The following is a 20045-nucleotide window of genomic DNA, read 5'->3' as shown; positions in this document are numbered from 1 at the left end:
CGGGAGGGGGGAGGGAGGTCGGTGGCTTGTCCTGGTGGCGGCTAGTGGGCGTAGGTCGGCACGAGGATCGCGCGGGCCAGGGTGTGGAACGCCAGGTTGAAGCTCACCACGGCGGGGGAGGCGTCGCCGTCCACGTCCAGCTCGTCGACGTCGACGGCGTGCACCACGAAGTAGTACCGGTGCACCTGGTCGCCGGGCGGCGGGGCGGCCCCGCCGAACGCACGGGCGCCGAAGTCGCTGCGCACGTGGAACGCGCCGGCGGGCAGCGCGTCGTCCGAGGCGCCGGCGCCGGTGTCGAGCGAGGTGACGGACGCCGGGACGTTCACCACGACCCAGTGCCAGAAGCCGGAGGGCGTCGGCGCGTCCGGGTCGAAGCAGGTGACCACGAAGCTCCTGGTCTCCTCCGGGAACCCGGTCCAGCTCAGCTGCGGCGACGTGTTGCCGCCCTCGAACACGTGCGCCTCCGCCAGCGGTTGGCCGTCGGACACGTCGGTCGAGCTGAGGGTGAACGACGCCACCTGCGGCAGCAGCGCGTAGGGATCGGGCGCGACGGGGCGTTCGAGGCTCATCGGGTCCTCCACACGTGATCTTGCGGGACAGACCCGCACGACCCTATCGCCGGGGTGGGACGGGCGCAGGGAGGGCGTGCCCGAGAGATCGGGAGCGGGGTGATGCTCGAACCTGTGAGCAACCTGAAGGTTCCTCGTGACGTCTCCATCGGGTGAGCGTCGCCCGGGCGGGTGGCGCCCGTTCGAGGGGGAACACGGATGAGACCCAAGGGAGTGGCGGTCCTGGCCGCCGTCGTCGCGGTGGTGTGCGCGTGCTCGTCGCAGCCGGCAGCTCGGCAGGTTCCGTCGACCACGGCCGGCACGACGACCACGACAGCCGCGACGACGACCACCACGCCGCCGACGGCCGTGCCCGGCCCCGGCGGGACCACCATTCCCGTGTTCCAGCACCCCTACGCCTTCGGCACGCCGCAGCAGCCCGTGCCACCGGTCGTGGACGGCATGGTGCCGGTGGTGCGGCGGATCGAGACCGACCGGCCGTACGTGTTCATCACGATCGACGACGGAGCCGTCCGTCACCCGGCCGCGGTCGAGTTGATGCGCAAGAGCGGCGTCGAGCCGACGTTGTTCCTGAACTCGAAGCACGTGGACGGATACGCGGACTACTTCAAGGGGTTCGACGGCCTCGCGACGGTCCACGCGCACACGGCGACGCACCCCGACCTGACGGGCACGTCGTACGACTTCCAGCGCGGGGAGATCTGCGGCAACGCGGAGCTGCTCCGGGTGCAGCTCGATGCCCGGCCGAAGCTGTTCCGGCCGCCGTTCGGCAACTTCGACCAGACGACGCGGCGGGCGGCGGCGGACTGCGGGTTCACGGCGTTGGTGATGTGGACGGCGGCGGTGAACGACGGTGTCGTGCAGTTCCAGGCTGGTGGTCGGTTGAACGCGGGCGACATCGTGCTCATGCACTTCCGGCACACGTTCGCGGAGGACTTCCTGGCGTTCTTGGAGCGCTGCAAGCTGGACGGGTTGACGCCGGTGGTGCTGGACGACTTCTTGGCGGAGCCCAAGGCGGAGGTGTGAGGCGGAGGGGTGAGGCGGAGGAGTGAGGCGGAGGCGGGGGCGGTCAGCGAAGCGATGTGAGTGGGGGAGTGGTGGTTGGGGCCGGCTCGATGTGACATGGGGCCCTTACGGGCACTCCAGGCAGGCCAAAGCCGGCAGGCCCGGCGGATAAAGCGCCCGCCAAGCCTGCCGGCTTCGACCAGCCTAAAGCACCCGAACCCATGTCAAATCGGGCCTCGGTGGGGGTGCGGCGGTTTGTTGTGGGTGTTGTTAGGCGGCGGCGGTGGTCGTGGCAGTGGTCGTAGTGGTGGTGGTGGTGTTGGTGGCTGGTTCGAGGGCTAGGTCCAGGGCTTCGCGGACGTCGGCGACGAGGTGGACGGTCAGTTCGGCCAGGACGGAGTCCGGGACGTCGTCGAGGTCCGGTTCGTTGCGTTGGGGCAGCAGGACCGTGGTGATGCCGGCGCGGTGGGCGGCGAGCAGTTTTTGCTTCACGCCGCCGATCGGCAGGACGCGGCCGGTGAGGGAGACTTCGCCGGTCATGGCGACGTCGGAGCGGACCGGGCGGCCGGAGAGCAGTGATGCCAGTGCCGTGGTCATGGTGACGCCGGCTGATGGGCCGTCCTTCGGCACCGCGCCGGCCGGGACGTGGATGTGGACGCCGCGATCCGCGAGCACTTCGGCCCGTTCGTCGTTGGAGCGCAGGTAGGAGAGGGCGATCTGGGCCGACTCCTTCATCACGTCGCCCAGTTGGCCGGTCAGGGTGACGCCGGAGGCGCCGGTGCCCGGGGAGGCCAGTGACGCCTCGACGAAGAGGACGTCGCCGCCGGCTCCGGTGACGGCGAGACCTGTCGCGACGCCGGGGACGGCGGTGCGCTCGGCCGATTCCGGGGTGTGCTTGGGGGAGCCCAGGTAGGTCCGGAGGTTCGGGATGTCGACGGTGACCGGCAGGGTGGTCTCGTCCAGGGCGACGCGTGCGGTCACCTTGCGGAGGATGCGGGCCAGCGAGCGCTCCAGTTGGCGGACGCCTGCTTCACGGGTGTACTCGCCGGCCAGTTTGCGCAGCGACGGTTCGGTGATCGTGACGTCCTCGGCGGTGAGGCCGGCGCGTTCGACCTGGCGTGGCAGCAGGTGGTCGCGGGCGATGGTGACCTTCTCATCCTCCGTGTAGCCGTCGAGCCGGACCAGTTCCATGCGGTCCAGGAGGGGGCCCGGGATGGATTCCAGGACGTTGGCGGTGGCGAGGAAGACCACGTCGGAGAGGTCGAGCTCGACCTCCAGGTAGTGGTCGCGGAAGGTGTGGTTCTGGGCTGGGTCGAGGACTTCGAGGAGAGCGGCGGTGGGGTCGCCCCGGTAGTCCGCGCCCACCTTGTCGATCTCGTCCAGGAGGACGACCGGGTTCATCGAGCCTGCCTCGGAGATGGCGCGGACGATCCGGCCCGGCAGCGCGCCGACGTACGTGCGGCGGTGGCCTCGGATCTCGGCCTCGTCGCGGACGCCGCCGAGGGCGACCCGGACGAACTCGCGGCCCATGGCGCGGGCGACGGACTCGCCGAGGGAGGTCTTGCCCACGCCGGGAGGACCGACCAGGGCCAGGACCGCGCCGGAACGGCGACCGCCCACGACGCCCAGGCCTCGGTCGGCACGGCGGCGGCGGACGGCCAGGTACTCGGTGATGCGTTCCTTGACGTCGTCCAGACCCGCGTGGTCGGCGTCGAGGACGGCGCGCGCGCCCGCGATGTCGTAGGAGTCCTCGGTGCGCTCGTTCCAGGGCATTTCGAGCACGGTGTCGAGCCAGGTGCGGATCCAGCCGACCTCGGGTGACTGCTCGGAGGTCCGTTCGAGCTTGTCGACCTCGGCCAGGGCGGACTTGCGGACGTTCTCGGGCAGGTCCGCGCCTTCGACGCGGGCCCGGTAGTCCTGCTCCTCGGTGGCGGGCTTGCCGTCGAGCTCGGCCAGTTCCTTGCGGATCGCGGCCAGCTGCTGGCGCAGCAGGAACTCGCGCTGCTGCTTCTCGACGCCTTCCTTGACGTCCTTGCGGATGGTCTCGGCGACGTCGAGCTCGGTCAGGTACTCGCGGCCCCACTCCAGCAGCTTCTCCAGCCGCTCGGTGACGTCGCTGGTCTCCAGCAGCCAGACCTTCTGCTCGTCGCTGAGGTACGAGGCGTAGCCGGCGAGGTCGGCGAGGGCGGACGGGTCGTCCACTTGCTGCACCGAGTCGACCACCTGCCACGCGCCGCGCTGCTGGAGGATCGTGGTGACCAGCCCCCGGTACTCGCGGGCCAGTTCGTGGGTGTGGTCGTCGGCCGGTGGTTCGTCCGCGACGGTCGCCTCGACCCACAGCGCCGCGCCGGGGCCGGTGGTGCCGGTGCCGATGCGCACCCGCTCGGTGCCGCGCACGACGGCCGCGCGCTCGCCGCCGGAAAGCCTGCCGACCTGCTCTATCAGGGCCAACGTGCCCACCTTGGCGTACTTGCCGTCCAGCCGGGGCACCAGCAGGACCTTCGACTGACCGCCCGTCGCCGTCGCGGCCTCGATCGCGGCGCGGGCCTCGGCGGTGGCGTCCGAGCCGCTGAGCCGGATCGGCACGACCATGCCCGGCAGCACGACCACGTCGTCCAGCGGCAGCACCGGCAGCACCAACGTCTCGCCCATGATCCCTCCAAAGTTGAGTCTGACTGGCTCAACCAAGATGAGCGCGGGATTGTTTCCGGTAGGTGTTCGCCCAGAGCGAGCGTCCATTCGGGGGTTGTGCCCGTTGTGCGACGCCGCGACGATCACGCCGTCGGCTGACGAGGAGATGTGCGCATGGAGCAGGCGAGCTGGGTTCCGTCTTCGGTGGACCTGGACCGGCCGAGCGCGGCCCGGATGTACGACTACTTCCTGGGCGGGTCGCACAACTTCGCGGTCGACCGGGAGGCGGCGAAGTCCGTCGAGCAGATCTTCCCCGGCATGTCCGGCGCGGCCCGGGCCAACCGGTCGTTCCTGCGGCGCGCGGTGCGGTACCTGCTGTCGCAGGGCATCGACCAGTTCCTCGACCTGGGTTCGGGCATCCCGACGGTCGGCAACGTGCACGAGATCGCCCAGCAGACCAACCCGCTGGCCCGGGTGGTGTACGCGGACGTCGAGCCGGTGGCCGTGGCGCACAGCACGGCGTTGCTGGCGGACAACCCGCTGGCCGCCGCGATCCAGGCGGACCTGCGTGACCCGGACTCGGTGCTGGACAGCGAGGAGGTCCGGACGATGCTCGACTTCGACCGGCCCATCGGCCTGCTGATGGTCGCCGTGCTGCACTTCGTGCCGGACGAGGACGAGCCGGCCGCGGCGATCGCCCGGTACCGGGACGCGCTCGCGCCGGGCAGCTTCGTGGCCATGTCGCACGCGAGCTGGGACGGCGTGTCGCAGGAAGGCCGGGAGAGCGGCGAGCAGGTCAACGCCATCTACCGCCGCACGGACAGCCCGCTGGTGCTGCGGACCGGTGCGGAGGTCGCTGCCTTCTTCGGTGGGCTGGAGGTCGTGGAGCCGGGCGTGGTGCCGTTGAGCGAGTGGCGCCCGGATTCGGACGACGCCTACATCAGCGCGTACGCCGGGGTCGGGCGGAAGGTCTGACGGTCGGTCACTCCGGCGGGGTCAGGCGGAGGTCCGGGTCGACCGGCGGCTCGCCGTCGAACGGGCCGTCGGGCACGGCGGCCAGCGCGTCGAGGGTGAGGCCGATCTCGCGCGCGTTCGGATCGGTGTCGGGCGGCGTGGTGAACCAGCCGTGCAGGTCCTCCGGGATCCGGTAGCGGGCGGTGAGGTCGCGGTACGGGGCGGCGCGGTCGCGGGACTGGTCGGCCAGTTGCCGGTACTCGCGCATGGCCAGGCGCATCCGGATCCAGCGGTAGCGGTCGGTCTTGGTCGAGCCGTCCTCGGTGAACCGGGTGCGCAGCAGTCGGCCGGCCTCCGCGCCGCGCTCGGCCAGGGCGCGGATCGTCTCCGGGCGCATGAAGAGGTTCGTGCCGCCCTCCAGGGCTCCGACGCGGACGTGCGCGATCCGGCCCCGGTAGCCCGGCAGGGCGGACTGCGTGGTGTCGCGCCAGTCGAGCATGGTGTCGAGGATCGCCGACGCGAAGTGCTGCACCAGGCCGATGCCCCGCCACGGCGTGCCGCTGGTGGACGAGTCCTGCTCGGGCAGCCAGACGTCCCGGTCGTCGCCCGGCGGGTACGACTGGAGGCTCAGGCCGAACGTCGGCCAGCGCGGCAGCAGGTTGTCGAAGAAGTGGATCGGGAAGTTGCTGGTGATGCCGCCGTCGGAGAACCAGTGGACGCGCGGCTCCGGCTCGGCGCGCACCAGCGGCACCGCGGCGATCAGGCCCGGCAGCGGCATGCTCATCCGCACGGCCAGCGCGACCGGCAGGTTCTTCGGCAGCACGTCGAGCGTCTCGGCGGGGTGCAGCGGGCAGTGGTGCGGTGTGGCGTCGTGGCCGAGCCGGTCGACGGTCCGCGGCGGCAGGACGGTCTTCAGGCACGTCGGGCAGAACAGCCACGCGGCCGTCGGCTCGGTGAACGGCAGGCGGTAGGGGCGACCCTCGGACAGGTCCGTCGTCATCAGGACCAGGTTGGTGGTCAGGTCGTCGAACATCAGGTCCTCGACGCCCGACAGGTCGTCCAGCACGTCGGCGATCCAGTCGCTCAACGGCGGCACGCCGGTCGACGCGGGCACGCCGCAGCGCCGGTCCCAGAAGTTGGGCCGGAACGCCCCGGTGCCCGGTACGAGTCCGAAGTGGACGGTGGTGGCCATCCGGTCGAGGTACCGCTTGGCGCTCGAACCGCAGGTGACCGCGACCGCGCTGACGAACGCGAACCCGAGCACCAGCCACCACACGGCGGCGGTGGCGGCGCTCGCCAGGCTCGGCGCCGTCCAGCGCGCGCCCAGGGCGACCGGGATCAGCGGGAGCACCAGGAGCAGCCCGGTGCCGATGCGGCGCAGCCACGCGTCCCGGCCGTTCGGCAGGACTCCCAGCACGATGCCGGGCACGGCGACGAGGACCGCGACGGTGAGGCTGATCAGCACCCAGGTCGGCGTGGCGCCCCACTCGATCGAGTGGAACCACAGCGTCGGACCGACGAGCCACAGCGCCAGTGCCAAGGCGAGGAAGACCCGTGCCCACCGACCGATCGCGCTGATCAGGGCGATGAGGAGGCAGGTGAGCGGGCTGCGTCCGGTGGAGTCGCGGCGTTGCATGGAGGCCGCCACGATCCGGTACAGCTTGCGGGTGTGCTCGCTGGGCTGGAAGAGCTGCGCCAGCCGCCAGCCGGGCGCGGCGAACCAGTCGACCACCTCCCCGAGCTTGCGGAAGCCGTCCTGCTCCCGGCCCTTCTCGGCGGCGGCGGTGAACGCGGCCCCGATCGCACCGGCCGACGCCCCGCCCAACGACCGGAACCGGTAGTGCCGGGCCAACTCCACGACCGCCAACGGGTAGACGACGCCACTGGCCGCCCCACCCCGCATGGTCAGGTCGCAGTACCGGTTGAAGTCCTCGGCCATGGCGAACCTCCCGGCGTCCATCGTCTCCTGGTGGCGGGCGGCGTGGCGCTAGACCAATCGGTTGTTCACGGGGGATTCACGCTGCGCGACCTGGTCGAGTCCGGGGAGGCCTCCGGGTTCGGCGAGCGACGTGGTCGGCTACCGGAGCCGGTCCAGCGCGATGCGCTCGACCTCGGCCGGCGTGCCGGACATGATCGTGCGGACGTGCTCGGTCACCAGCTCGATCGGCCAGTCCCACCACTTGGCGCGCAGCAGCCGGGCCACGTCCTCGTCCGGGTACCGCTGCTTCAGCGGCCTCGCAGGGTTGCCACCCACCACCGTGTACGGCGGCACGTCCGACGTCACCACCGAGCCGGTCGCGATGATCGCGCCGTCGCCGATCGTCACACCGGGCATGACGATCGAGTCGTAGCCGAACCAGACGTCGTTGCCGACGACCGTGTCGCCGCGCGTCTCCATGCCGGTCATCAGGTCCATCGTCCGCTCGGCCCACGTGCCGCCGAAGATCGTGAACGGGAACGTCGACACGCCGGTGTTGAGGTGGTTCGCGCCGGCCATGATGAACCTGGTGCCGGTCGCCAGGGCGCAGAACCTGCCGATGACCAGCTTCTCGGCCCCGTACCCGTAGAGCACGTTGCGCGTCTCGAACTCCAGCGCGTGCTCCGGGTCGTCGTAGTACGTGTACTCGCCCACTTCGATCGTCGGCGACGTCACCAACGGCTTCAGGTGCACGACGCGATCGGTGTGCGGCAACGGGTGCAGGACGGTGGGATCGGGGATCAACCCAAGCTCCTAACGCGACTGGTGTTGCGTTAGAGTGACACACCTGATCCCACCAGCACAACTGGAGTCGCCTGTGACCTCACGCCCCGGCGGACGCTCGGCCCGCGTCCGCGAAGCCGTCCTCCGAGCCGTGCACGCCGAGCTGGCCGAGCACGGCTACACCGGCCTGACGGTGGAGAACGTCGCCGAACGCGCCGGTGTGCACAAAACCACCGTGTACCGCCGTTGGGGCACGGTCGACGTGCTCGTCGCCGACGTCCTCGACCACACCAGGGAGACCGGCTGGCCGGTCCCCGACACCGGCACGGTCGAGGGCGACCTGATCGCCGTCGCCACCGAGGTCGCGGACGCCTTCGCCGACCCCGGACGCCTCCCCGTGCCGGTCGCGATCGTCGCCGCCGCCCTCCAGTCCACCCGGGCCCTCGACGCGAAGCGCGCCTTCTACGCCGCCAGGCAGACCGAAGCGGCCGAGGTCGTGACCCGCGCCGTCGAACGCGGCGAACTCCCACCGCAGACCGACCCGGTCGAACTCGTCCGCCTCACCTGCGCCCCGCTGTACTACCGGATCTTCATCACCGGCGAGCCGGTCGACCACGCCACCGCCGAACGCGCCGCCCGAGCCGCCCTCTCCGCCGCCCGCGCCGGACTGCTCTGAACCCGACCGACTCCGGACGTGACGTGGGTGCGGTCAGAGCTCGTACCAGCGCAGGACCTCCGGATCGAGCACCCGTGCCGCGAGCCCGATCCGCCGTGCCGCCTCCGCCAACTCGGCCGCCGCCGCGGGGTTGCCGCGCGGCGGCAGGGCGGGGTCGTCCAGCTGGGTCACCATGTCGTCGTGGTGGCTCGGGACCAGCAGCTTGGGCCGGGTCGCCCGCAGTGCCCGCGCGGTGTAGTCGTGAACGTTCGCGTGGCCGCTCATGCCCAGCACCAGGACGTCCGGCCGCAGCCCGGCGATCTCCCGCTCGACGTAGTTGGCCGTGCCGGACAGGAACAGCACCGAGAACCCGCCCACCGTGACCAGGTACGCCAGCGAGCCGCCTTCCACCAGGTCGCTGATCGTGGCCGGGGCCTTCGGCGGCGCGGTCAGGCTGCCCGGCGCGAAGTACCCGTACGAGCCGAACTGGCTGTGCAGGCTCCGGAACACCTGGACGGTGAAGCCGTGGAAGTCCAGGTGCTCCCCGCCGGACGCCACGACCACGTCGTCCCCGGGCACGCCCTGCGCCGTCAGCAGGTGCCGGTGGGTCTCGGTGCCGATCACCCGCGACCCGTGCTTGTCCACCACGTACGGGATCTCCAGCAGGTGGTCGTAGTGCCCGTGCGTCGCCAGCACCAGCTCCGGCCGCTCACCGAGGTGCCGGTCGACCAAGTCCTTCCGCACCGCCAACGGGTGGTCGGCGATGAACTCGCCGTCCGCGCCGAACACCGGCAACCGGCTCAGGTACGGGTCGATCAGCACCCGCCGGCCGTCGAACAGCAACTCCCACCCGGCGACACCCAGCCAGCGCAGGCCCACGCCGCTGCGCCCCGACGCGAACGCCACCCCCGGCACCCCCGCGCCCGCCACCGCCACGGCCGCCGAACCGATCAACACCTGTCGTCTGCTCACGCACATGCCACCAACCAGACCAGCGCCCGGACCCGTCTGTCCAAGTCCGATATCGCCACCCCTGCGATATGCGAACGGCTATCATCCCAGCTCGTGGACCTCCTCCGGCACCTGCGGTACTTCCTGGCCGTAGCCGAGGAACTCCACTTCGGCCGTGCCGCGACCCGCCTGCACATGTCCCAGCCACCGCTGTCGCAGAGCATCCAACGCCTCGAACGCGAGCTCGGCGTCCGCCTCCTCGACCGCGACGCCCGGCACGTCGCCCTCACCGACGCGGGCCGACAGGTCCTCGCCGAGGCCCGCGACCTGCTGGCGGGCGAAGACCGGCTCCGCGCCCTCGCCGGACGATTCCGCCACGGCGAGGCCGGCTCACTGCGCGCGGGCGTCCCACCGGACCTGGGCGGACGAGCGGTCGCCGCGCTCCTGCCCGCGTTCCGCCACCGCAGCCCGGTCGCGCTCAAGCTCCGGGAGATCGGCACCGCCGGACAACTGCGCGCCCTGGCCGACCGGAGCCTGGACGTCGGCGTCCTGCGGTTCCCCTTCGACGTCTCCTGGCTGAGCCTCGGCCCCGTCCTGACCAGCGCGCTCGGCGTCCTGCTGCCCCGCGACCACCCCCTCGCCGCCGCCCCGGACGTCCGCCTGGCCGACCTCGACGGCCTGGCCCTGGTGCTCTTCCCCCGCACCACCGCGCCCGCGCTGCACGACGAGGTGCTGACCACGTGCGCCCGGCACGGCTACACACCCACCGACGTCCACCAAGCGGGCAACCCGGAGTTCGCGCTGGGACTCGTCCTGGCCGGCGGCGCGGTCGCCCTGCACGACGGCGTCGCACCACCACCGGACGCCGTCTGGCGACCACTGCGCGGCAACCCGGTCCTGTGGCGGACCTCGGCCGCCTGGCCGCGCGGTCGCCACACCCCCGCCACCGCCGCCTTCGCCGACGCCGTCACCGAAGTCCTGACCGCACAAGGGATGCGCCACGCCGAGGGCACGCTGCCCCGCTACCCCCGCCCGGCCGCGGAGTACCTGTCATGACCGCCGCCCGGGTGCGCGCCGCCTTCGCCGACGCCGGCGTCACCGGCACGCTGCACGCCCTCGACCTCGACCACCCCGACCGCCAACTGTCCGTCGGCGCGGACGACCCCGTGGTCCTCGCCAGCGTCTTCAAGGTCCCGCTGCTCGTCGCCCTCCACCACAGCGCCCACGACCTGACCCGCCGGATCACCCTCGACCACGACCGCAGCACCGGCCCCACCGGCATCGGCGGCATGCTCGACCCGGTCACGATGTCGTTGCGGGACTTGGCCTACCTGGCCATCACCGTCTCCGACAACGCCGCCGCGGACGCCCTGGTCGACCTGATCGGCCTGGACGGCGTCAACCACACCCTCGACGACCTGGGCCTGACCCGCACCCTCGTCGTCCACCGGGCACGTGACTTCATGCGCACCATGGCCGAGGACGCCGCCCCCGCCGAACCACCGGCCGCCCTCACCGACCCCGTCGTCCTGTCACGACTGCGCGCCCTCGACCCGAACCAGACCAACCGCGGCACCGCACGCGACCTCACCACCCTGCTGCGGCACATCTGGGAGCACGACGACTGCGCCCCGATCCGCAGCACCATGGCCCGCCAGGTCTGGCCACACCGCCTGGCCTCCGGCTTCCCGTTCGACGACGTCCGCGTAGCCGGCAAAACCGGCACCCTCCCGACCATCCGCAACGAGGTCGGCGTGGTCGAATACCCGGACGGTGGCCGCTACGCCGTCGCCGTCTTCACCCGCAGCGCGAGCACCGCCTTCACCCTGCCCCCAGCCGACGCCGTCATCGGCACCGCCGCCAAACTCGCCATCGAACACCTCCGCTGACCACCCCCACTGCCACCACCCTTCCCCCAACGGAAGGGCTTCGTGTCATCCCGCCGACCTGGCTCCGCCCTACCGCGCGTGTCAAGGGGGGCCAGTGCACCGATACCCACGGCGTCGACTGCGTGCCGGCCCCCCTTGATACGTGTGGTAGCCCGTAGGGAGGTCGGTGGGATGACACGAAACCCTGACCCACAACGGACCCGGCACAGAACCACCCACCAGAGGGTCATCCTGCTGATCTGCCCGTCCGGCGAGGACTCTTTAGATTTTTCGCTCTCTCACCCCTCAAATCTCATCCAGGAACTCGTCCACCTCCGCCAACGCCCTCAACCGCACCGACTCGGCGGACAGGAACACGTCGTGCATCCCGCCCTCCACCGGCACGATCCGCACCTGCCGACCGATCTTCGGCCCCCACGTCCGCATGTGCTCCACGTCCAGCACGGTGTCCGTCGTCATCGCCTCGGGCGTCCACCGCTTCGCGTGGAGGTGACTGCGCCCCGACCGCAGCAACAACACCGGTACCGCGACCTCCAGCCCCCGGTGCAGCTGGGCGTGACCGCGGCGGATCGCGCGCAACCACCCCGCGTGCACCGGGAACGCCTCGATCGGCTTCCACGTCGTGTCGAAGTCCCACTCCCCGTGGTGGTCGCGGTGGATGCTCTCGCCGTACACCGGCCCCAGGCCCGGCTTGAGCACCAGCTTCGGCGCGATCCGGCCGACACCCCGGATCAGCGCCGTCCCCACCGTCCGCACCAGCCACGGCTCGGCCAGGTCCAGCCAAGGACTGTTGAGCACCAACGCGTCCAGCACGTCGTCCGAACGCCGCTCGTGCGCCCACAAGCTCGTGATGAGCCCACCGGTCGAGTGGCCCATCACCACCAGGTGCCGGTGGCCGTCCTCCTCGCGGATCACCCGCGTCGCCGCGTCGATCTCCTCGAAGTGCTCCGCCAGGTCGGTCACGTAGTTCGCCACCTGCCCCGGCCGCAACGACCGCCCGTACGCGCGCAGGTCGATGGCGTAGAAGTCGAAGCCGCGCGCGGTGAAGTGCTCGGCGACGTGCCGCTGGAAGAAGTAGTCCGCGAAGCCGTGCACGTACAGCACCGCGCCGCGGATGGCCGGCTGCGCGCGGCGGCGGACCAGGGTCGCGGTCGTGTCACCGCCGCCGAGGGGCAGCACGCGGGTCTCGTAGTCGGCGCCGAGCACGTCTGCGTTCACCGGGTCAGTGTGCACGCCGATTCGTCCGATCGGGGAGAGGCGGGGCGTGGGTCGTGGCACTGTGGGAGCCATGAGCAGCGAGGAGATCGAACGGTCGAGCGCGCGTGTCCGGTTCCCCGGCATCAGTCCGCGGGCCTACGAGCACCCGGTCGACCGGGGGGCGTTGGCGGTCTTGCGGGCGGTGCCGGGCATCGGCCCGGTGTTGCAGGCGGTGGCGGGCGCGTTCACGGAACGCGGTGAGAGGTTGGGCTACCTGGCGTCGAGCATCAGGGTCGGCCCGAAGCAGTACCCGGAGCTGGACCGGCTCCGGCTGGAAGTGGCGGCGACGCTGGACGTCGACCCGGTGCCGGAGCTGTTCGTCAAGCGCGACCCCGTGCCCAACGCCATGACGCTGGGCATCGACAAGCCGTTCATCGTGCTCACCACGGGCCTGATCGAGCTGCTGGACACCGAGGGCCTGCGGTTCGCCATCGGGCACGAGATGGGGCACGTGCTGTCCGGGCACGCGCTGTACCAGACGATCCTGCAACGGCTGATGCAGTTGCAGCACGGCCTCGGCTGGATGCCGGGCGGCTACTGGGCGATCACCGCGATCATCGCCGCGCTGCGCGAGTGGTACCGCAAGACCGAGCTGTCGTGCGACCGCGCCGGTCTGCTGTGCGGGCAGGACCCGGCCGCCGCGCTGCGCGTGCACGTGGCCATGGCGGGCGGCATGGACCTCACGCAGGTCGACACGTCCGAGTTCCTCAAGCAGGCCAAGGAGTACGAGCAGGTCGAGGACGTGCGCGACAGCGTGCTCAAGCTGATCCGCACGTGGCCCCTGACCCACCCGATGGCCGTGGTCCGCGCCGCGGAGCTGCAGAAGTGGGCGGCGGGCGAGGAGTACCGCGCCATCCTGACCGGCACGTACCAGCGGCGCGAGGACGACCGGCCGACGAGCTCGTTCACCGAGGACATCAAGTCGGCGGCCCGGTCGTACAAGGCGTCGGCGGCCGAGTCGGAGGACCCGCTGATGAAGGTGTTCAACGAGGTCGGCGACGTGCTCGCGGGCGCGGCGGGCAAGGTGCGCAGCAAGTTCACCGGAGCGGACTAGTCTGTTTGGCCCAGCGGGACCGGCCGTTCTGGCTAACCTCCTCCTGATGCCTTTGATCAGGAGGAGGGGCCGATGCGGCTTGCCGCGTTGTTGATGACGTTGTTGATGGCTCTTGCGGGCACCGCCACGGCGGACGTGGACGAGCGCGTGGTGGGTGGTGACCGGGTGTCGATCGCGGACCACCCGTGGGTGGTGTACGTGGCCGACGCCGCCGGCAACCAGTTCTGCGGCGGCACCCTGGTCGCGCCGACCAAGGTGGTCACCGCCGCCCACTGCGCGACCTCCCGGACGCCCCGCAACACGCGGGTCGTGCTGGGGCGCGAGGACCGCAGGAGCAGCGAGGGCGTGGTCGCCCGGCTCGACTCGATCTGGATCCACCCGGACTACGTGTCCGCGGACCAGGGCTCGGACGTCGCCGTGCTGACGTTGCGCACGCGGGTCGACCACACGCCCCTCCCGCTGGCGCAGCCGTCCGACGACGCGCTGTACGAGGCGGGCACGAGCGGCCTGGTGCTCGGCTGGGGGCGGACCGGCGAGCAGGGCTCTGCCTCGCGGTACCTGATGGGTGCGACCGTGCCGGTGACGAGCGACGAGTACTGCGCCGCCGCCTACCCCCAGTACGACCCGGACGAGATGACGTGCGCCGGCTACCAGGAGGGTGGCGTCGACACCTGCCAGGGCGACTCGGGCGGGCCGTTCGTGGCCGGCGGGAAGCTGATCGGCGTCACCTCTTGGGGTGAAGGTTGCGCCCGGGAGGACAAGCCGGGCGTCTACAGCAGGATCGCGGCCTACGCCGAGGCGATCGGGGAGCAACTGGTGGCCTGAGCGACGGCGTGCGGGCCTCTCGGGGTCCGCACGCCGCTTCCACGCCCACCTAGAGCACGAGCCCGACCGACATCGTCAGGAACACCGCCGCGCACACCGCGTCCAGCGCCGTCGTCACTCCGGGCCGTCGCAGCGAGCCCGCCACCCGCGCCGCCGCCACCACGATCGTCAGCTCCCACAGCGCCGCCAGCCCGAGGAACACTGCGGCGAGCATCCCGAGCTGCCACGTCGGGTCGCCCGTGCCGATGAACTGCGGCAGGAACGCCAGCGAGAACAGCAGCATCTTCGGGTTGGTGATGTTGGTCAGGAACCCCTGCCGGAACGGTCGGGGCGGCGCGACCGCCGTCACCTCGCCACCCGAGCGCCGCAGCAGGCCCCGGGTGATCGTCACGGCCAGGTAGAGCAGGTACGCCGCGCCGATCCAGCGCAGCCCGGTCAGCACGGCCGGGTAGCGGGCGATCACCACGCCCAAGCCCGAGATCACCAATCCCACCTGCACGAACGCCGCGGTGTGGATGCCCGCCAAGGCCAGCAGCCCGGCCCGCGTGCCGGACCTCATCGAGGTGCGCAGCAGGAGGAAGGCGTCCACGCCGGGAGTCAGCACGACCACCGCGCAGGCGATCAGGAACGCCGGTAGCTGGGTGAAGTCCAGGTGCATGGAAGCCTCCCTCATGTTCCGGACAGATCACCGTGATCTGCCTCACTGGCCGTCGAATCTTCGGCTGCAACGGACTCTAACAACAGATTTTCCGGATCTCATACCCGAATCCCGTCCACTCGACCGTTCCGCTACGGTCGGTGCCCGTTCGGCCACACGATGTAGAGAGGTGCTCCATGCGCATCAGCGCGCCGGTCTTCGCCGTGCTCGTCCTGATCCTGTCCGCGCTGCCCGCGGACGCGATCGTCGGCGGCCGGGACGCGCCCGCCACGCCGTGGGCGGTGGCGTTGTTCGACGGGGGAGTCTTCTTCTGCGGCGGCGCGCTGATCGCACCGGACAAGGTGGTCACCGCCGCGCACTGCACGGTCGCGCGCACCGCGCTCGGCGTCCGGGACCGGCTGCCCGCCGACCTGACCGCCGTCGCCGGCCGGGCCGACCTCGACACCGCCGAGGGCCGTGCGGTGCGGGTCGCCTCGCTCTGGCGCCACCCCGCGTTCACCGGGGTGTCCGACGGCGACGACGTGGCCACCCTCACCCTCGCCACCCCGCTGCCGTACCGGCCGATCCGGATCGCGGATGCCGCGTCGGGCCAGGCCAAGGTCTACGGCTGGGGTCGGACCGCGGAACTGAGCGCGCCGAGCCGACGGCTGCGCGAGGTCGACGTGCCGATCCGCGCGGACGCCGAGTGCGCCGCCGAGGTGCCCGACTACCGGCCGGGCGGGATGCTGTGCGCGGGTTACCCGGAAGGGGGCAAGGACGCCTGCGAGGGTGACTCCGGCGGGCCGCTCACCGTGGCGGGCGAGCTGGTCGGCCTGGTGTCCTACGGCCGCGGCTGCGCCCGACCGGGCCAACCCGGCGTCTACACCCGCTTGAGCCGCTACCGGGACCAGCTCTAGCCGAACCGCCGCGACCGACTCTGGCCGAACCGCCGCGACCAGCTCTGGCCGAACCGCCGCGACCAGCTCTGGCCGAACCACCGGGACCAGCTCTGGCCGAACCGCCGACCAGCTCTGGCCGGACCATCGCGACCAGCTCTGGCCGAACCACCGCTACCGATGCCGGACCTGCGGTTTCACGGCACCGATCCGGCCTGTGGTACCACGGTGGGGTGCGTTCACACCCGTACCCGGCGACGCTGCGCCGGCAGTGGTCGGCCGACCTGACCCCCGACCAGCTCTACGCCGTGCTCAAGCTGCGTTCCGACGTCTTCGTGGTGGAGCAGAACTGCGTCTACCCGGAACTGGACGGGCGCGACCTCGAACCGGGCACCCGCCACTTCTGGCTGGAGGCCGACGACTCGTCCGGCCCGCAGGCCTACCTGCGGCTGCTGGAGGAGCCCGGCGGCGCGTTCCGCGTCGGCCGGGTCTGCACGGCCCGCGCCGCCCGCGGTCGCGGCTACAGCCGTCGGCTGATGGAGGCGGCGCTGGCCGACGTCGGCCAGGTGGAGTGCGTGCTGGACGCGCAGACCTACGTGGCCGACTTCTACGCGTCGTTCGGCTTCGAGCCGCAGGGCGCGGAGTTCATCGAGGACGGGATACCGCACCTGCGGATGCGCCGGTCTCCGTGATCACCCGCACGGCGCGCTCGATCTCGCCCTCGGACAGGTCGGCGCGGGCGGTCAGGCGCAGCCGGGAGATCCGGTCCGGCACCGACGGCGGCCGGAAGCAGCCGACGACCACGCCCTGCGCGCGGCACGCCTCGGCCCAGTCGAACGCCGCCTCCGGCGACGGCGCCTGCACGGACACGACGGCCGCGGTCGGCGTGCTGACCCGCAACCCCGCCTCCTTCAGCCGGAACGCCAGGTCCTGGGCCACTTCCAGCGCCCGCGCGGGCCGCTCCGGCTCGTCCCGCAGCACCTTCAACGCGGCCAGCGACGCCGCCGCGCTGGCCGGCGCGAGCCCGGTGTCGAAGATGAACGTGCGCGCGGTGTCGACGAGGTGCCTGATCACCCGGCTCGGTCCGAGCACCGCACCGCCCTGCGCGCCGAGCGACTTGGACAGCGTCACCGTCGTCACCACGTCGGGCGCCTTGGCCAGGCCGGCCGCGTGCACCGCGCCGCGTCCGCCGTCGCCGACCACGCCGAGGCCGTGCGCGTCGTCCACGATCAGCGCCGCGTCGTGCTCGCGGCAGGCGGCGGCCAGTCCGGCCAGCGGCGCGAGGTCGCCGTCGACGGAGAACACCGAGTCGGTCACCACCAGCGCCCGCCGCTTGCCGCGCGTGGCCAGGGCGTGCGTGACCTGGTCGACGTCGCAGTGCCCGGCGACCACGACGTCCGCCTTGGACAACCGGGTGCCGTCGATCAGGGAGGCGTGGATGTGCTGGTCGGCGACGATCGCGGTGCCGGGACCGGACAACGCGGTCAGCACGCCCAGGTTCGCCGCGTAACCGGAGGAGAACACCAGCGCGGACTGCGCGCCGCAGAAGTTCGCGAGCTCGTACTCCAGTTCGGTGTGCAGCTCGATCGAGCCGGTGACCAGCCGTGACCCGGTCGAGCCCGCGCCCCAGCGCAGCGCCGCCGCCGCGGCGGCGCCCGTGACCCGCTTGTCGCGGGCCAGGCCGAGGTAGTCGTTCGAGGCCAGGTCCAGGTTCGTCGAGTCCGCCGGCCGCGGCCGGACCCGGCGGGCGAGACCGGCTTTCGCGCGGGCCTCGGCCCGCGTGTCGATCCAGTCGAACACCGAGTCACCTGTGCGCACGCTCACGCCGGCAGTGTCGCATCCGACGGCTACGGTGCCGGCGTGGACCTCTTCCAGCCGGAGCCTGCCGACCTGCGCTCGTTGCGGGAGAACGCGCCGGTCCACCGCGACGAGCGCACCGGGATGTGGCTGGTCAGCCGCTACGACGACGTGCGCGCCGTGCTGGCCGACCCGCGCCGCTTCCGGCCGGACAACGCGTTGACCGCTGTCACCCCGATCCCGGGCCCGGTGCTGCGGGTGCTCGCCCGTGCCGGGTTCTCGCTGCCGCCGACGTTGGCCAACAACGGCACCGACACGCACGCCGCCCTGCGCCGACTGGTGTCCCGGTTCCTCACCCCGGCCCGCGTCGCCGCGATGGGGCCGCGGATCGCGGAGCTGACCGCGCAACGGCTCGACCGGCTCGACCCGCTCAGCGGTCGGGCGGACCTGCACCCGGCGCTGGCCCGCGACCTGCCCGCGATCGTGCTGCTGGAGGTCATGGGCATCCGGGACGTGGACGTCGAGGCGCTCAAGGCGTGGAGCACGGCGTCGTTGGAGCTGTTCTGGGGTGACGTCACCGCGGAGCGGCAGCACGAGCTGGCCCGTCCCGCCGCCGCGTTCCACCAGTGGCTGACCTCCCGCATCAGAGCCGCCGACCCGGAAGGCGGCGACCCGGAGGGCGGCGACCTGTTCGGCGCGTTGCGGGCGCAGGGCGTGCCGATCCGGGACGCGGCCGGGCTCTGCTACTTCCTGCTGATCGCCGGCCAGGAGACGACGACCCAGCTGCTGTGCTCGGCGTTGCACGCCGTCCTGCGGGAGGACGGCCTGTGGTCGCGGCTGCACGAGCCCGGCGTGGCCGCCGCCTGCGTGGAAGAGGTGCTGCGCCGTGATCCGCCGGTGAGCACCTGGCGGCGGATCACGGCCGAGCCGGTCACCCTCTCCGGGGTGGACGTGCCGGCGGGGGAGCCGCTGCTGCTGATGCTCGCGGGCAGCGGCTCGGACCCGGGCGTCTTCGCCGAGCCCGAGCGCTTCTGCCCGGCCAGGCCCGACGCCCGCAAGCACCTCGCGTTCGGCTTCGGCAGGCACTTCTGCCTCGGCGCCGGCCTGGCCAGGCTGGAGGCGGAGGTCGTGCTGCGGGAGACCGCGCGGCGGTTCCCGGACCTGCGCCTGGCCTCGACCGGGCCGCCGCCGATGCTGGGCCTGCTGTCGTTCCGCGCGCCGTTGAGCGTGGAGGTCGAGCTAGGGGACCAGCACGACCTTGCCGGTGCTCGCCCGGCTCTCCAGCAGTTCGTGCGCGCGGGCGGCGTCGGCCAGCGGTAGCGCTTCGCCCAGCACCGGGCGCAGCCCCGAGGTGAACGCGCGCCGCACCGCGTCGGGGGTCATCGGGTTGCCGAAACCGAGCACCGCGACGCCCTTGCGGAACACGTCGGACGCGGTCACGTCCAGCGGCTCGCCGCTCGCGAAGCCGAACACGGCCAGCCGGCCGACCCGGTCGCGCAACAGCTCGAACGACTGGCGCGCCACCGTGCCGCCGACCGAGGAGAACACCACGTCGACCGGTTCGACCCGGGTCGGCCAGTCCGGCTCGCCGTAGTCCACGACCTCGTGCGCGCCGAGCTCGCGGGCCAGCGCCAGCTTCCGCTCACCCCGCGCGGCGGCCACGACCGTCGCGCCCGCCCGTGCCGCGATCTGCACGAGCAGGCTGCCGACACCGCCCGCCGCCGCCTCGACCAGCACCCGCTCGCCCGCCGTGAGCCGGACCGCGTCCACGGCGGTCACCGCCGTCGTGCCTTGGAGGAACAGGGCCAGCGCCTCGTGGTCGGACACGTCGTCCGGCACCTCGGTCGCGTCCTCGGGCAGCAGGGCCAGCTCGGCGTAGCCCTCGCCGAGCGCGAAGCCGATCAGCCGCCTGCCGTCGGGGCCCACCCCGACCACCTCGCCGCCGAGCGCGCCGGGTGCGAGGTCGTACCAGGGCACCACGCGCGACCCCGCGCCCGACCGGATGATCGTCTCGCCGTAGTTCACGCCGATCGCCGTGACGCGGACCAGGACCTGGCCCGGCCCGGCGACCGGGTCCGGCACCTCCTCGACACCGAGCACGTCCGCCGGACCGAACTCGTGGAACCGCACCGCTCGCACAACGCCTCCCAGGAATCTCAAACGGACCAGCGGTCCGCTTCCTGTCCGCTACCATACGGACTGCCGGTCCGCTTTTGTCAAGGGA

Annotated in this window: 19 protein-coding genes; 10 read left to right on the top strand and 9 right to left on the bottom strand. The window is 72.1% G+C overall.

The genetic code is table 11. From position 1 onward, the window contains the following. Positions 1 to 41: 41 nt before the first annotated feature. The gene (locus tag ACQPYE_RS33675; RefSeq protein WP_498717133.1) at positions 42 to 569 is read right to left on the bottom strand and encodes a YbhB/YbcL family Raf kinase inhibitor-like protein; all 528 of its coding nucleotides are present in this window, start codon (positions 567 to 569) and stop codon (positions 42 to 44) included. Between the two features lie 198 nt (positions 570 to 767). Here ACQPYE_RS33675 and ACQPYE_RS33670 point away from each other — a divergent pair, with 198 nt between their 5' ends. Beyond that, a complete protein-coding gene (locus ACQPYE_RS33670; protein WP_498717132.1) occupies positions 768 to 1595 on the top strand; it encodes a polysaccharide deacetylase family protein in 828 nt (275 codons plus the stop codon). A gap of 249 nt (positions 1596 to 1844) precedes the next feature. Here the strand turns inward: ACQPYE_RS33670 and lon are convergent, their stop codons facing one another. After that, a complete protein-coding gene (gene lon, locus ACQPYE_RS33665) occupies positions 1845 to 4226 on the bottom strand; it encodes an endopeptidase La (RefSeq protein WP_498717131.1) in 2382 nt (793 codons plus the stop codon). Positions 4227 to 4379: 153 nt separating this feature from the next. Here lon and ACQPYE_RS33660 point away from each other — a divergent pair, with 153 nt between their 5' ends. Next, entirely contained in the window at positions 4380 to 5180 is an 801-nt protein-coding gene (locus ACQPYE_RS33660) for an SAM-dependent methyltransferase (protein ID WP_498717130.1), read from the top strand. 7 nt (positions 5181 to 5187) lie between these two features. On the opposite strand, the gene ACQPYE_RS33655 is transcribed toward ACQPYE_RS33660, so the two are convergent. Further along, entirely contained in the window at positions 5188 to 7119 is a 1932-nt protein-coding gene (locus ACQPYE_RS33655; RefSeq protein WP_498717129.1) for a patatin-like phospholipase domain-containing protein, read from the bottom strand. Between the two features lie 117 nt (positions 7120 to 7236). Then, positions 7237 to 7881, bottom strand: coding sequence for a CatB-related O-acetyltransferase (locus tag ACQPYE_RS33650; RefSeq protein WP_498717128.1), 645 nt, complete (start codon positions 7879 to 7881; stop codon positions 7237 to 7239). Positions 7882 to 7954: 73 nt separating this feature from the next. Between ACQPYE_RS33650 and ACQPYE_RS33645 the strand changes: the two genes are divergently transcribed. Then, positions 7955 to 8536 carry a TetR/AcrR family transcriptional regulator gene (locus ACQPYE_RS33645; RefSeq protein ID WP_498717127.1) on the top strand — a complete coding sequence of 194 codons (582 nt, stop codon included), beginning with the start codon at positions 7955 to 7957 and terminating at the stop codon, positions 8534 to 8536. Positions 8537 to 8569: 33 nt separating this feature from the next. On the opposite strand, the gene ACQPYE_RS33640 is transcribed toward ACQPYE_RS33645, so the two are convergent. Beyond that, positions 8570 to 9487 carry an MBL fold metallo-hydrolase gene (locus tag ACQPYE_RS33640; protein WP_498717126.1) on the bottom strand — a complete coding sequence of 306 codons (918 nt, stop codon included), beginning with the start codon at positions 9485 to 9487 and terminating at the stop codon, positions 8570 to 8572. Between the two features lie 93 nt (positions 9488 to 9580). On the opposite strand from ACQPYE_RS33640, the gene ACQPYE_RS33635 reads away from it, so the two are divergent. Then, entirely contained in the window at positions 9581 to 10522 is a 942-nt protein-coding gene (locus tag ACQPYE_RS33635) for a LysR family transcriptional regulator (protein WP_498717125.1), read from the top strand. Beyond that, positions 10519 to 11355 (top strand): serine hydrolase, encoded by an 837-nt coding sequence (locus tag ACQPYE_RS33630; RefSeq protein ID WP_498717124.1) that lies wholly within the window; start codon positions 10519 to 10521, stop codon positions 11353 to 11355. Before ACQPYE_RS33635 ends, ACQPYE_RS33630 begins: the two co-directional genes overlap by 4 nt. Positions 11356 to 11640: 285 nt before the next feature. Here ACQPYE_RS33630 and ACQPYE_RS33625 read toward each other — a convergent pair whose 3' ends face one another. After that, on the bottom strand, positions 11641 to 12573 hold the full coding sequence (locus ACQPYE_RS33625) for an alpha/beta hydrolase (protein WP_498717123.1): 933 nt from the start codon (positions 12571 to 12573) through the stop codon (positions 11641 to 11643). A 70-nt stretch (positions 12574 to 12643) separates the two neighbouring features. Here ACQPYE_RS33625 and ACQPYE_RS33620 point away from each other — a divergent pair, with 70 nt between their 5' ends. After that, positions 12644 to 13666 (top strand): M48 family metallopeptidase, encoded by a 1023-nt coding sequence (locus ACQPYE_RS33620; RefSeq protein ID WP_498717122.1) that lies wholly within the window; start codon positions 12644 to 12646, stop codon positions 13664 to 13666. A 72-nt stretch (positions 13667 to 13738) separates the two neighbouring features. Next, a complete protein-coding gene (locus tag ACQPYE_RS33615; RefSeq protein WP_498717121.1) occupies positions 13739 to 14491 on the top strand; it encodes a S1 family peptidase in 753 nt (250 codons plus the stop codon). A 49-nt stretch (positions 14492 to 14540) separates the two neighbouring features. Here the strand turns inward: ACQPYE_RS33615 and ACQPYE_RS33610 are convergent, their stop codons facing one another. Then, positions 14541 to 15149, bottom strand: a complete 609-nt coding sequence (locus ACQPYE_RS33610) for a LysE family translocator (protein ID WP_498717120.1) — start codon at positions 15147 to 15149, stop codon at positions 14541 to 14543. A gap of 176 nt (positions 15150 to 15325) precedes the next feature. Between ACQPYE_RS33610 and ACQPYE_RS33605 the strand changes: the two genes are divergently transcribed. Further along, positions 15326 to 16045 carry a S1 family peptidase gene (locus tag ACQPYE_RS33605; protein ID WP_498717119.1) on the top strand — a complete coding sequence of 240 codons (720 nt, stop codon included), beginning with the start codon at positions 15326 to 15328 and terminating at the stop codon, positions 16043 to 16045. A 212-nt stretch (positions 16046 to 16257) separates the two neighbouring features. Further along, entirely contained in the window at positions 16258 to 16716 is a 459-nt protein-coding gene (locus ACQPYE_RS33600; RefSeq protein ID WP_498717118.1) for a GNAT family N-acetyltransferase, read from the top strand. On the opposite strand, the gene ACQPYE_RS33595 is transcribed toward ACQPYE_RS33600, so the two are convergent. Next, positions 16670 to 17848, bottom strand: coding sequence for an 8-amino-7-oxononanoate synthase (locus ACQPYE_RS33595; protein ID WP_498717117.1), 1179 nt, complete (start codon positions 17846 to 17848; stop codon positions 16670 to 16672). The two genes, ACQPYE_RS33600 and ACQPYE_RS33595, sit on opposite strands and share 47 nt — an antisense overlap. A 36-nt stretch (positions 17849 to 17884) precedes the next feature. Between ACQPYE_RS33595 and ACQPYE_RS33590 the strand changes: the two genes are divergently transcribed. Continuing rightward, positions 17885 to 19141 carry a cytochrome P450 gene (locus ACQPYE_RS33590; protein WP_498717116.1) on the top strand — a complete coding sequence of 419 codons (1257 nt, stop codon included), beginning with the start codon at positions 17885 to 17887 and terminating at the stop codon, positions 19139 to 19141. Here the strand turns inward: ACQPYE_RS33590 and ACQPYE_RS33585 are convergent. Then, entirely contained in the window at positions 19061 to 19960 is a 900-nt protein-coding gene (locus ACQPYE_RS33585) for a quinone oxidoreductase family protein (protein ID WP_498717115.1), read from the bottom strand. The two genes, ACQPYE_RS33590 and ACQPYE_RS33585, sit on opposite strands and share 81 nt — an antisense overlap. Positions 19961 to 20045: the final 85 nt, after the last annotated feature.

The sequence above is a fragment of the Actinosynnema sp. CA-299493 genome (genome assembly GCF_050946825.1).
GTDB lineage: Bacteria > Actinomycetota > Actinomycetes > Mycobacteriales > Pseudonocardiaceae > Actinosynnema.
This window is presented reverse-complemented; position numbering and strand designations above follow the sequence as displayed.

Bases quoted from the DNA above. Each gene is read 5' to 3' on its own strand.
- ACQPYE_RS33675 (WP_498717133.1), bottom strand. From the start codon at position 569: ATGAGCCTCGAACGCCCCGTCGCGCCCGATCCCTACGCGCTGCTGCCG.
- ACQPYE_RS33670 (WP_498717132.1), top strand. From the start codon at position 768: ATGAGACCCAAGGGAGTGGCGGTCCTGGCCGCCGTCGTCGCGGTGGTG.
- lon (WP_498717131.1), bottom strand. From the start codon at position 4,226: ATGGGCGAGACGTTGGTGCTGCCGGTGCTGCCGCTGGACGACGTGGTC.
- ACQPYE_RS33660 (WP_498717130.1), top strand. From the start codon at position 4,380: ATGGAGCAGGCGAGCTGGGTTCCGTCTTCGGTGGACCTGGACCGGCCG.
- ACQPYE_RS33655 (WP_498717129.1), bottom strand. From the start codon at position 7,119: ATGGACGCCGGGAGGTTCGCCATGGCCGAGGACTTCAACCGGTACTGC.
- ACQPYE_RS33630 (WP_498717124.1), top strand. From the start codon at position 10,519: ATGACCGCCGCCCGGGTGCGCGCCGCCTTCGCCGACGCCGGCGTCACC.
- ACQPYE_RS33620 (WP_498717122.1), top strand. From the start codon at position 12,644: ATGAGCAGCGAGGAGATCGAACGGTCGAGCGCGCGTGTCCGGTTCCCC.
- ACQPYE_RS33615 (WP_498717121.1), top strand. From the start codon at position 13,739: ATGCGGCTTGCCGCGTTGTTGATGACGTTGTTGATGGCTCTTGCGGGC.
- ACQPYE_RS33610 (WP_498717120.1), bottom strand. From the start codon at position 15,149: ATGCACCTGGACTTCACCCAGCTACCGGCGTTCCTGATCGCCTGCGCG.
- ACQPYE_RS33605 (WP_498717119.1), top strand. From the start codon at position 15,326: ATGCGCATCAGCGCGCCGGTCTTCGCCGTGCTCGTCCTGATCCTGTCC.